9 protein-coding genes are annotated in these 11,340 nt (G+C 71.5%); all 9 read left to right on the top strand.

Annotated features, from left to right (window positions below; genetic code table 11):
• Positions 1-340: 340 nt before the first annotated feature.
• Entirely contained in the window at positions 341-1,855 is a 1,515-nt protein-coding gene (locus tag ABT263_RS19820; protein ID WP_352291677.1) for a gamma-aminobutyraldehyde dehydrogenase, read from the top strand.
• A 62-nt stretch (positions 1,856-1,917) separates the two neighbouring features.
• The gene (locus ABT263_RS19825; RefSeq protein WP_352291679.1) at positions 1,918-3,171 is read left to right on the top strand and encodes a polyamine ABC transporter substrate-binding protein; all 1,254 of its coding nucleotides are present in this window, start codon (positions 1,918-1,920) and stop codon (positions 3,169-3,171) included.
• 35 nt (positions 3,172-3,206) lie between these two features.
• Positions 3,207-4,349: an ABC transporter ATP-binding protein gene (locus tag ABT263_RS19830; protein ID WP_329489794.1), complete on the top strand. Its 1,143-nt coding sequence runs from the start codon at positions 3,207-3,209 to the stop codon at positions 4,347-4,349.
• Positions 4,346-5,290: an ABC transporter permease gene (locus tag ABT263_RS19835; RefSeq protein ID WP_352291681.1), complete on the top strand. Its 945-nt coding sequence runs from the start codon at positions 4,346-4,348 to the stop codon at positions 5,288-5,290. Before ABT263_RS19830 ends, ABT263_RS19835 begins: the two co-directional genes overlap by 4 nt.
• On the top strand, positions 5,290-6,093 hold the full coding sequence (locus tag ABT263_RS19840) for an ABC transporter permease (RefSeq protein WP_352291683.1): 804 nt from the start codon (positions 5,290-5,292) through the stop codon (positions 6,091-6,093). Before ABT263_RS19835 ends, ABT263_RS19840 begins: the two co-directional genes overlap by 1 nt.
• An 80-nt stretch (positions 6,094-6,173) precedes the next feature.
• Positions 6,174-7,568 carry an NAD(P)/FAD-dependent oxidoreductase gene (locus ABT263_RS19845; RefSeq protein ID WP_329489797.1) on the top strand — a complete coding sequence of 465 codons (1,395 nt, stop codon included), beginning with the start codon at positions 6,174-6,176 and terminating at the stop codon, positions 7,566-7,568.
• A 261-nt stretch (positions 7,569-7,829) separates the two neighbouring features.
• A complete protein-coding gene (locus ABT263_RS19850) occupies positions 7,830-8,261 on the top strand; it encodes a hypothetical protein (protein WP_352291685.1) in 432 nt (143 codons plus the stop codon).
• A gap of 81 nt (positions 8,262-8,342) precedes the next feature.
• Positions 8,343-9,275, top strand: coding sequence for a hypothetical protein (locus ABT263_RS19855; protein WP_352291687.1), 933 nt, complete (start codon positions 8,343-8,345; stop codon positions 9,273-9,275).
• A 210-nt stretch (positions 9,276-9,485) separates the two neighbouring features.
• Complete coding sequence (locus tag ABT263_RS19860) at positions 9,486-11,009, top strand: CoA-acylating methylmalonate-semialdehyde dehydrogenase (RefSeq protein ID WP_329489800.1); 1,524 nt, start codon at positions 9,486-9,488, stop codon at positions 11,007-11,009.
• Positions 11,010-11,340: the final 331 nt, after the last annotated feature.

Consider the following 11,340-nt stretch of genomic DNA (forward strand, 5'->3'; position numbering starts at 1 on the left):
TAAGGCCCTGCGCGGCTAGCTTTCCGGGGTGACCCTTGTCACGCCCCGGCGGCACCGGGCATGGTCAGCGGGTCGGCTGTGGCGAAAGACGACACAACCGCGGGAATCCGTCGCGTGACCGGAAAGCAACACCGGAATCCCTTGCCGGGGTCACGCCCTGCTGTCAGGATCGCGCATCCCGGTGACCGACCGGGCCGGTTTCCCCCCGCACCGAGGACGCGGCGACTCGACCAGTCGTACGACGCCGGTGCGGTCCCCCGCCCGCCGGCACCTGCACCATGGCGGATCAGGCGGTCTTTCGCCTTGCGGGCAGTCGAACCACCGGCACTTGGAGGAACAGATGGACCTGACCGACTTCGGCGCGGGCGCGCAGTACATCGCCGGCCGGCAGAGCCGGGGGAGCGGCGAGCCCTTCCAGGTCGTCAACCCGGCGGACGGCAGCGTGGTCGAGCAGATCTCCCTCGCCTCCACCGAGCAGGTCGACGCCGCCGTGGCCGCCGCCCGCGCCGCGCTGCCCGAGTGGGCCGGCGCCACCCCGGGCGCCCGCTCGGAGGCGCTGACCAGGCTCGCCGCCGTGCTCACCGAGGCCGGCGCCGACCTCGCCCGGGTGGAGTCCGCGCAGACCGGCAAGCCGGTCAAGCTCTCCACCGAGTTCGACGTCCCCGGCACGATCGACAACGCCGCCTTCTTCGCGGGCGCCGCCCGCAACCTGGAGGGCAAGGCGGCCGGCGAGTACTCGGGGGACCACACCTCGTACGTGCGGCGCGAGCCGATCGGCGTGGTCGGCTCGATCTCGCCGTGGAACTACCCGCTCCAGATGGCCGCCTGGAAGATCCTCCCGGCGATCGCGGCGGGCAACACCATCGTCCTCAAGCCGGCCGAGCTGACCCCGCTGACCTCGGTGATGTTCGCCCGGGCCTGCACCGCGGCCGGCATCCCGGACGGCGTGGTCAACGTGGTCACCGGCGCCGGGCGCACCGCCGGCGAGCGCCTGGTCGCGCACCCGGACGTCGCGATGGTCTCCTTCACCGGCTCCACCCCGGTCGGCCGACGGGTCGCCGAACTCGCCACCGCGACCGTCAAGCGCACCCACCTGGAGCTGGGCGGCAAGGCCCCGTTCGTGGTCTTCGACGACGCCGACCTGGACGCCGCCGTGCACGGGGCGGTCGCCGCCTCGCTGATCAACAGCGGCCAGGACTGCACCGCCGCCACCCGCGCGTACGTGCAGCGGCCGCTCTACGACGCCTTCGTGGCGGGCGTCGCCGACCTCTACCGCACGATCCGGCTCGGCGACCCGCTGGACCCGCGGACCGACCTCGGCCCGCTGGTCTCCCACACCCACCGCGACCGGGTGGCCGGCTTCGTCGAGCGGGCCCGCGGGTACGGCGCGACCGTCGTCACCGGCGGACACGCCCCCGATAAGGGCCACGACGGCACCGACCTCACCCGGGGCGCCTACTACCTGCCGACCCTCGTCACCGACGCGGCGCAGGACAGCGAGATCGTCCAGGGCGAGATCTTCGGCCCGGTCCTGGTCGTGCTGCCCTTCGACGGCGACGACGAGGGGCTGCGGCTGGCCAACGACACCCCGTACGGCCTGGCCGCCTCGGCGTGGACGAGCAACGTGCACCGTTCGCTGCGTGCCACCCGGGAGATCGCGGCGGGCTGCGTCTGGGTCAACGACCACATCCCGATCATCAGCGAGATGCCGCACGGCGGCTACAAGTCCTCCGGCTACGGCAAGGACATGTCGCAGTACTCGCTGGACGAGTACACGCAGGTCAAGCACGTCATGTTCGACACCACGGCGGTGGTCCGCAAGGACTGGCACCGCACCGTCTTCGGAGACAGATAACCCCTCCCAGGGGCGTTCCCCCACCGCCCCGACCCGACCTCTCCCCCCAGGAGGCCCGTTCCATGGTGTTCAACGAGCTCACCGACGGTCTGCCCGAACCGGTCCGCAGGGCCTGGGAACGCAGTCTGACCAGTGGCCGGGCCGCCGTCGGCAGGCGGACCCTGCTGCGCGCCGCCGCCCTCACCGCCGGTGCGGGCACGCTGGCCGCCTGCGGCATCCCGGCGGCGGGCACCGCCGGCACCGGGGACTCCACCGCGAACGCCGCCCCCGACCTGTCGGAGGGCGAGCGGGAGGTGAGCTTCTCCAACTGGCCGCTCTACATCGACACCGACGAGAACGACCAGGAGAAGCACGGCTCGCTGGAGGCCTTCACCGCGGCCACCGGGATCAGGGTCAAGTACGCCGAGGACATCAACGACAACGTCGAGTTCTTCGGCAAGGTCAAGCCACAGCTCGCGGCCGGCCAGGACACCGGCCGCGACCTGATGGTGCTCACCGACTGGATGGCCGCCCGGCTGATCCGGCTCGGCTGGGCGCAGAAGCTCACCCCGGCCAACGTCACCACCGCGATCACCAACGTGGACGCCCGCTTCCGCGCCCCCGACTGGGACCCGGGCCGGCTCTACTCCTACCCGTGGGCCGGCATCCAGGTCGTGATCGCGTACAACCGGAAGGCGACCAGGGGCAAGGAGGTCACCAGCGTCGCCCAGCTGCTGGAGGACCAGGACCTCAAGGGCCGGGTCACCTTCCTCTCCGAGATGCGCGACAGCGTCGGGATGACCCTGCTGGACATGGGCAAGGACCCGGCGAAGTTCACCGCCGACGACTACGACGCGGCGATCGCCCGGCTGCAGAAGGCGGTGGACGGCAAGCAGATCCGCCGCTTCACCGGCAACGACTACGGCCAGGAGCTCTCCTCCGGGGACATCGCGGCCTGCGTCGCCTGGGGCGGCGACCTGATCCAACTCCGCGCCGACAACCCGGACATCGAGTTCGTCGTCCCGGAGCAGGGCTTCGTCTACGGGACCGACAACATGCTCGTCCCGGCCAAGGCCCGGCACAAGGCCAACGCCGAGAAGTTGATCGACTTCTACTATCAGCCCAAGATCGCGGCGCAGCTGGCCGCGGGCATCGGCTACGTCTCCGCCGTCACCGGGATGGAGAAGGAGCTCGCGGCCATCGCCCCGGACACCGCGGCCAACCCGCTGGTCGTCCCCACCCCCGAGATGGCGGCGAAGGCGCACGTGTTCCGCAGCCTGACCGAGGCCGAGGAGAGCTCCTTCGAGGAGAAGTTCTCCAAGCTCATCGGCGCCTGACCCCCCGACGGCAGAGAACCAGAGAGACACCACCCATGACAGAGCAGCTGCGCTCCGCGGCCACCGGTGGCGACGTCCGCCTCACCGGCATCGGCAAGACCTACGGCGCCTTCACCGCCGTCCACCCGCTCGACCTGACCGTCCCGCAGGGCTCCTTCTTCGCCCTGCTCGGCGCCTCCGGCTGCGGCAAGACCACCACCCTGCGCATGATCGCCGGGCTGGAGGAGCCCACCAGCGGCACCGTCCTGATCGGCGGCCAGGACGTCACCGCCCTGCCCCCGTACAAGCGCCCGGTGAACACCGTCTTCCAGAGCTACGCGCTCTTCCCGCACCTCGACATCTTCGAGAACGTCGCCTTCGGCCTGCGCCGGCGCGGCAAGAAGGACGTCAAGAAGCAGGTCGACGACATGCTGGAGCTGGTGGAGCTCGGCCAGTACGCCCGCCGCAAGCCGCACCAGCTCTCCGGCGGCCAGCAGCAGCGCGTCGCCGTCGCCCGCGCCCTGATCAACCACCCCCAGGTGCTCCTCCTGGACGAACCGCTCGGCGCCCTCGACCTCAAGCTCCGCCGGCAGATGCAGCTGGAGCTCAAGCGGATCCAGACCGAAGTGGGCATCACCTTCGTCCACGTCACCCACGACCAGGAGGAGGCCATGACGATGGCCGACACCATCGCGGTGATGAACGGCGGCCGGGTCGAGCAGCTCGGCGCCCCCGCCGAGCTCTACGAGAACCCCGCCACCACCTTCGTGGCCAACTTCCTCGGCCAGTCCAACCTGCTGCCCGCCGACGTGACCGGGCAGCAGGGCGGCGACCTCCTGCTCAGCGCCGCCGGCGCCCGGCTCTCCGTGCCGAAGGCCCGGTGCGCCGCGGACGCGAGGAAGGTCCACCTCGGCGTCCGGCCGGAGAAGATCACCATCGAGCACTCCTCCGCCGAGGTCGCCGACGGCCGCAACCGGCTGGGCGGCACCGTGGTCGACTCCAGCTTCATCGGCGTCTCCACCCAGTACCTGGTGCGCACCGACGGCGGCCAGGAGGTGACCGTCTTCGAGCAGAACATGGAGCGCGACACCCGGATCGTCCCCGGTGCGCCGGTCGTCCTGCACTGGAACCCGGCGCACTCCTTCGCCCTGGACGCCGCCCAGGCGATCGACGCGGGCACCGGGGAGGAGGCAGCATGACCACCACCACCGCCGTGGCGCCGCCGCAGGCCGTACCCCCCGACGGCGGCCCGCTGCCCGGACCGGCCGCGCGGCCCAGGCGAAAGCTCACCCCGTACTGGCTGCTGCTGCCGGGCATAGCCTGGCTGGTCGTCTTCTTCGCGGTGCCGATGGTCTACCAGGCCTCCACCTCGCTGCAGACCGGCTCGCTGGAGAGCGGCTTCAAGGTCACCTGGCACGTCGCCACCTACTGGGACGCCCTGGTCGAGTACCGCTGGCACTTCGTCCGCTCGTTCGGCTACGCGGCCACCGCCACGCTGTTCTGCCTGGCCATCGGCTACCCGCTCGCCTACACGATCGCCTTCAAGGCGAGCAAGCGCTGGCGCAACGTCATCCTGATCCTGGTGATCGCGCCGTTCTTCACCAGCTTCCTGATCCGCACGCTGGCCTGGAAGACGATCCTCTCGGACGGCGGCCCGGTGGTCGGCGCGCTCAACGCGCTGCACGTCCTGGACCTCACCAGCGCCGTCGGCCTCACCTCCGGCGACCGGGTGCTGGCCACGCCGCTCGCGGTGGTGTGCGGCCTGACCTACAACTTCCTCCCGTTCATGATCCTTCCGCTCTACACCTCGCTGGAGCGGATCGACCCCCGCCTGCACGAGGCGGCCGGGGACCTGTACGCCCGCCCGTTCACGACCTTCCGCAAGGTGACCTTCCCGATCTCGCTGCCCGGCGTGGTCGCGGGCACGCTGCTCACCTTCATCCCGGCCTCCGGCGACTACATCAACGCCCAGCTGCTGGGCTCGCCGAGCGAGCAGATGGTCGGCAACGGCATCCAGAAGCAGTTCCTCAACGTGCTCGACTACCCCACCGCGGCAGCGCTGAGCTTCATCCTGATGGCCCTGATCCTGGGGATGGTGACGGTCTACATGCGCAAGGCCGGGACGGAGGAACTGGTCTGATGTCCCGAGTGATCAAGTGGATCCGGGCCCACCTGGTGGTGCTGGCCGGCCTGCTGGCCCTGGCCTACCTGGTGCTGCCCAACCTGGTGGTCCTGGCCTTCTCGTTCAACAAGCCGGTCGGCAAGTTCAACTACGAGTGGTCCGAGTTCTCCACCGACGCCTGGACCGATCCCTGCGGTGTGGCCGACATGTGCCAGTCGCTGTCGCTGAGCCTGGAGGTCGCGGTGCTCGCGACCGTCGGCGCCACCGTGCTCGGCACCATGGTCGCCTTCGCGCTGGCCCGCTACCGCTTCCGCGGCCGCTCCGCCACCACCGCGATGATCTTCCTGCCGATGGCCATGCCGGAGGTGGTGATGGCCGCCTCGCTCGGCACGCTCTTCCTCAACATGCGGATCCCGTTCGGCTTCACCACGATCCTCATCGCGCACATCATGTTCTGCCTGAGCTTCGTGGTGACGGCGGTCAAGGCGCGGGTGATGAGCATGGACCCGAGGCTCGAACAGGCCGCCCAGGACCTCTACGCGACCCCGACCCAGACCTTCCTGCGGGTCACCCTGCCGCTGGTCGCCCCCGGCATCGCCGCCGGCGCGCTGCTCAGCTTCGCGCTCTCCTTCGACGACTTCATCATCACCCAGTTCAACTCGGGCCCGACCACGGTCACCTTCCCGATGTTCGTCTGGGGCGCCTCGCAGCGCGGCATCCCGGTGCAGGTGAACGTCATCGGCACCGCGATGTTCATCGCCGCGGTGGTGCTGACCGTCGCCGGTCAGTGGCTCGGGAACCGCCGGAAGGTCACCGCCTGACCGGCACCGCCGGCGCTCCCGACGTAGCGTCGGGAGCGGCCGACAACCATCATCGATGTGCAGAAAGTGGCTGATAATGCATGGACTCCGCCCGCGCGCTCAGTGACGCCAGGCCCACCCCCTTCTGGCTGGAGGACCCGGGCCGGCCGGCGGCGCTGCCCGCCCTCGTCGGCGACACCACCTGCGACCTGCTGGTCGTCGGCGGCGGATACTCCGGCCTCTGGACCGCCCTCGTCGCCAAGGAGCGCGACCCCTCCCTGGACGTCGTCCTGGTCGAGGGCAACGAGGTGGGGTGGGCCGCGTCCGGGCGCAACGGCGGATTCTGCGCGGCCAGCCTGACCCACGGTTTCGGCAACGGGCTGCAGCGCTGGCCCGCCGAACTCGCCCAGCTCGAACGCCTCGGCGCGGCCAACCTGGACGGCATCGAGGCGACCATCGCGCGCTACGGGATCGACGCCGAGTGGGAGCGCACCGGCGAGATCGACGTCGCCACCCAGCCCCACCAGCTCGCCGAGCTGCAGGAGGTCGCCGAGGCGGTCGCCGAGTACGGACTCGACATCACCGTGCTCGACCGCGACGAGCTGCGGGCCGAGGTCGACTCGCCGACCTTCCTCGGCGGGCTCTGGGACAAGGAGGGCGTGGCGATGGTCCACCCCGCCAAACTCGCCTGGGGCCTCAAGGACGCCTGCCTCTCCCAGGGCGTGCGGATCTTCGAGCACACCCGGGCGACGGACCTCAGGGAGCACGGCGGCGGCATGGCCGTCCGCACCCCGTACGGACGGGTCTTCGCCCGCCGGGTCGCGCTCGGCACCAACGTCTTCCCGTCGCTGGTCAAGCGGGTCCGCCCGTTCGTCGTCCCGGTGTACGACTACGCGCTGATGACCGAGCCGCTCAGCGCCGAGCAGCTCGCCGCGATCGGCTGGAAGGGGCGGCAGGGGCTCGGCGACAGCGCCAACAAGTTCCACTACTTCCGGCTCTCCGCCGACAACCGCATCCTCTGGGGCGGCTACGACGCCGTCTACCACTACGGCGGACACGTCCGGCACGAGTACGACCAGCGGCCGGAGACCTTCCGCACGCTGGCGCACAACTTCTTCCGCTGCTTCCCGCAGCTGGAGGGGCTGCGCTTCACCCACGCCTGGGGCGGGGCGATCGACACCTGCAGCCGTTTCTCGGCGTTCTTCGACACCGCCCACCGCGGCCGGGTCGCCTACGCCGCCGGGTACACCGGGCTGGGGGTGGGCGCCACCCGGTTCGGCGCCGAGGTGATGCTCGACCTGCTGGCCGGGGAGCGCACCGAGCGCACCTCGCTGGAGATGGTCCGCTCCAAGCCGCTGCCGTTCCCGCCCGAGCCGGTGCGCTGGGCCGGCATCGAGCTCACCACCCGCTCGCTGGAGCGCGCCGACCGGACCGGTGGGCACCGCAACCTCTGGCTGCGCACCCTCGACCGGATGGGGCTGGGCTTCGACAGCTGAGCGGCCGCCCCGACGGCCTTCCGCGCCGATCACCGGCTGATCCGGTGATCGGAGCGGAGAATCCGCTGATCCGAGCCGAGCCGAGCCGAGCTGATCCCAGCCGAGCTGATCCGAGCTGATCCGAGCCGATCCATCCGTTCGGCGAGGTGATCGCGCTATCCGTGTAAGAGAGACCCGCCGTCCGCCTCTCGTTGGTGACGGCGGGTCTCGGTTTCCCGCCGCGCCACGATCAGCAGCGCGCTGAGAAACGGGGACAGGACCATGGAGAGCACCGGACTGCACTGGCTCGCCCAGGCGGCACCGGACCCGGACGCCTTCCGGGAACAGTGGGAACGCAGCGGGCTGGGCCTGATGCTGCTGCCGGCCGGCCGGCGCTGGGACGTCCTCTCGGTACCCGGCCGGCTCGGCCGTCCCGTCATCGACATCCTCGACTCCCGCTCCTGCGGGCCGGTCCTCGGCGACTCCGCGGGCGAGAGCGTCGGCTTCCTCGTCCCCGTCGGCACGGCCGCGCGCTGGGTCGGGACGGGCGTCCGCTGCGCCGGCGAAGGCACCTGGATCGTCGTACCGCACCCCGAACGGCAGAGCCGCGGCGTGCGCTGGCTCGTCCCGCCGGACGGCTCCGGACGGCTCAACGACCCGGTCGTGCTGGAACTCGCCCTGCACGAGGCCGCCGCCCGGCTCAGCGACTGGTGACGCCGCCGCGACGCCGGAGCCGGGGCGGCCGACCGGACGCGGCCCGGCGCACGGCCCGGGCGGCCGCGCCAGACTGGGAGGATGACCACCGCCCCGGACGCCGTCGACCCCTTCCTCCGCCCCGGCCGGGCGCAGTTGCGGCTCGCCGAGCAGGCCCGGCCCGTCTGCGACCGGCTCGGGCTCGCGCTCGCCGGTGGGCACGCGCTGCGCGCCCACGGAGTGCCGGCCTGCGCCCAGGACGGGCTGACCCTGGTGGCCGACGGCGGCACCGATCTGCCGCAGGCCGCCGCCGAGCTGGCCGCCGCCTACCGGGCGGCGGGCGGCGGGGTGGCCGAGCGCCCGGGCACCCCGCGCCTGGAACAGCTGTCCGTCCGGCTGACGCTCGGCGGCCGGTCGCACACGGTGGAGCTGCGCAAGGAGCCACTGGGCCACCGCCCGGTCCGCCTCGACCTCGGCGCACCGGCGGCCGGCGAGCCCCCGCTGACGATGACCGTCGTCGCCCTGGAGGACGCGGCCGGACTCGCCACCGCGCTGCTCGCCGACCGGGGCCTGCCCCGGGACCTGCTCGACGTGCACGCCCTGACCGCCTGGTACCGGGAGGGGGAGCTGCTCGCACTGGCCACCGCGCTGGACGCGGACTTCCAGCCCGCCGTCCTCGCCGACCGGCTGGAGACCCTGGCCGACGCCGCCGACGGACGGTTCCGGGCCCGGGGAGCGGCGGGCGGCGCGGTGGCCGGGCTGAAGCGGTGGGCGCTGGCGTGGTCGCAGGACCTCCGCCTCGACCTGCTGGAGACCCAGGAAGCCGCGGACGGGTTGCACGATCCGTACCTGGAGGATGTCGAGGCGCTGGAGGACCCGGAGGTCGAGGAGGACGTCGAGGCCCTGGGAGACCGGGAGGACCGGGAGCTCGTGGAGGACACCGGCGAGGCGGCACCGGTCGAGGACGCGGCGGGCGCGCGGTCGGCCGGTGCCCGGGAGGAGGCGGACGGGGCGACGGGGTCCGGTGGGGCCTGAGCTTCGCTCGTCCGGCCGATACGGCCGACGACCTGTAAGGCTGAATCCCGGATGCCCGTCAGCCTGTTCGTTGAGGCGGGCGGTGACGGCCAGCAGACTGGGTGATGAGCGCGGTAGCCCCGTGATCCCGTCGCCCGGCCCTCTCGCGGGCGGCGCCACACAAGGGACCGGCGGCAGGACGCCGCCCGGGACTTCGGAGGCAGACGGACCATGAGCAAGCACATCATTCACTGGATCGGTGGCCGGCCGGTCGCCACCGCCGGCGCCGCACCCCGCCGCGGTGACCTCTTCGACCCGGCCACCGGCCAGGTCTCGGGTCACGTCGACTTCGCCGGGATCGACGAGGTCGACCAGGCGGTGGCCGCCGCCGCCTCGGCGTTCGTCGAGTGGCGCAACGCCTCGATCGCCAAGCGCACCACGGTGCTCTTCAACTTCCGCGAGCTGCTCAACGCCCGCCGGGACGAGCTGGCCGCGATCATCGTCGCCGAGCACGGCAAGGTGCACTCCGACGCGCTCGGCGAGATCGCCCGCGGCCTGGAGGTCGTCGAGTACGCCTGCGGCATCCCGCAGCTCGTCAAGGGCGGCTTCACCGAGCAGGCGTCCACCGGCATCGACGTCTACTCGATCCGCCAGCCGCTCGGCCCGGTGGCCGTCATCTCGCCGTTCAACTTCCCGGCGATGGTGCCGATGTGGTTCTTCCCGATCGCGATCGCGGCCGGCAACACCGTCGTCCTGAAGCCGTCCGAGAAGGACCCGTCCGCCGCCAACTTCCTGGCCGAGCTGTGGAAGGAGGCCGGGCTGCCGGACGGCGTGTTCAACGTCGTGCACGGCGACAAGGTCTCCGTCGACCGTCTGCTGGAGCACCCCGACATCAAGTCGGTCAGCTTCGTCGGCTCCACCCCGATCGCCCGCTACGTCTACGAGACCGGCACCCGCTACGGCAAGCGCGTGCAGGCGCTCGGCGGCGCCAAGAACCACATGCTCGTCCTGCCGGACGCCGACCTGGACCTCAGCGCCGACGCGGCCATCAACGCCGGCTTCGGCGCGGCCGGCGAGCGCTGCATGGCCATCTCGGTGCTGGTCGCCGTCGACCCGATCGGCGACGAGCTGGTCGACAAGATCAAGCAGCGGATCGCCAACCTGAAGGTCGGCCCGGGCTGCAACGGCGACTCCGAGATGGGCCCGCTGGTCACCGGCCAGCACCGGGACAAGGTCACCTCCTACGTCGAGTCCGGTGTCGCCGACGGCGCCGAGCTCGCGGTCGACGGCCGCAAGCACCCGATCACCGCCGAGGACCGCAACGGCGCGCCCACCTCGGACGGCTTCTGGCTCGGCCCCACCCTGTTCGACCACGTCAAGCCCGGCATGTCCGTCTACAACGACGAGATCTTCGGCCCGGTGCTGTCGGTCGTGCGGGTCTCCTCCTACGAGGAGGGCGTGGCACTCATCAACGCCAACCCCTACGGCAACGGCACCGCCATCTTCACCAACGACGGCGGTGCTGCCCGGCGCTTCCAGTACGAGGTGGAGGTCGGCATGGTCGGCATCAACGTGCCGATCCCGGTGCCGGTCGCCTACTACTCCTTCGGCGGCTGGAAGTCCTCGCTCTTCGGCGACGCCCACGCGTACGGCCCGGACGGCGTGCAGTTCTTCACCCGCGGCAAGGCCGTCACCCAGCGCTGGCTGGACCCCTCGCACGGCGGCATCAACCTCGGGTTCCCGACCAACAGCTGAGCCCCCGCCGCACTGCCGCCGCCGGCCGGCCCCCTCTCCCCGGGGTCCGGCCGGCGGCTGTTTGCATCGCCCGGCCCGGCGGCGTAGTGTTCTCTAGTCGCTCGGCTGGGAGCACCGGACACGTGTCTACGCGGACGGTCCCGGAGCGGCCAATCCCTTGAAACATCACTTCCCGGTTCGGGCTGGGTTGTGCTTTGTCATTTCGACGGCAGGCACGGCTCATGCCTTATTCGGTGTGCCTGTTTATATGGATTGCGGCCGGATTCGCCTTTCGGGGCGGGGATCGGCTAGAGTTTGAAACGTCGGACAGGGCGTCAAGCCCGGGAAGACA

The organism is Kitasatospora sp. NPDC001603, from assembly GCF_040298365.1.
Taxonomy (GTDB): Bacteria; Actinomycetota; Actinomycetes; order Streptomycetales; family Streptomycetaceae; genus Kitasatospora.

Coding starts and splice junctions, on each gene's coding strand:
- ABT263_RS19860 (WP_329489800.1), top strand. CDS start 9,486: ATGAGCAAGCACATCATTCACTGGATCGGTGGCCGGCCGGTCGCCACC.
- ABT263_RS19850 (WP_352291685.1), top strand. CDS start 7,830: ATGGAGAGCACCGGACTGCACTGGCTCGCCCAGGCGGCACCGGACCCG.
- ABT263_RS19855 (WP_352291687.1), top strand. CDS start 8,343: ATGACCACCGCCCCGGACGCCGTCGACCCCTTCCTCCGCCCCGGCCGG.
- ABT263_RS19820 (WP_352291677.1), top strand. CDS start 341: ATGGACCTGACCGACTTCGGCGCGGGCGCGCAGTACATCGCCGGCCGG.
- ABT263_RS19830 (WP_329489794.1), top strand. CDS start 3,207: ATGACAGAGCAGCTGCGCTCCGCGGCCACCGGTGGCGACGTCCGCCTC.
- ABT263_RS19840 (WP_352291683.1), top strand. CDS start 5,290: ATGTCCCGAGTGATCAAGTGGATCCGGGCCCACCTGGTGGTGCTGGCC.
- ABT263_RS19845 (WP_329489797.1), top strand. CDS start 6,174: ATGGACTCCGCCCGCGCGCTCAGTGACGCCAGGCCCACCCCCTTCTGG.
- ABT263_RS19825 (WP_352291679.1), top strand. CDS start 1,918: ATGGTGTTCAACGAGCTCACCGACGGTCTGCCCGAACCGGTCCGCAGG.
- ABT263_RS19835 (WP_352291681.1), top strand. CDS start 4,346: ATGACCACCACCACCGCCGTGGCGCCGCCGCAGGCCGTACCCCCCGAC.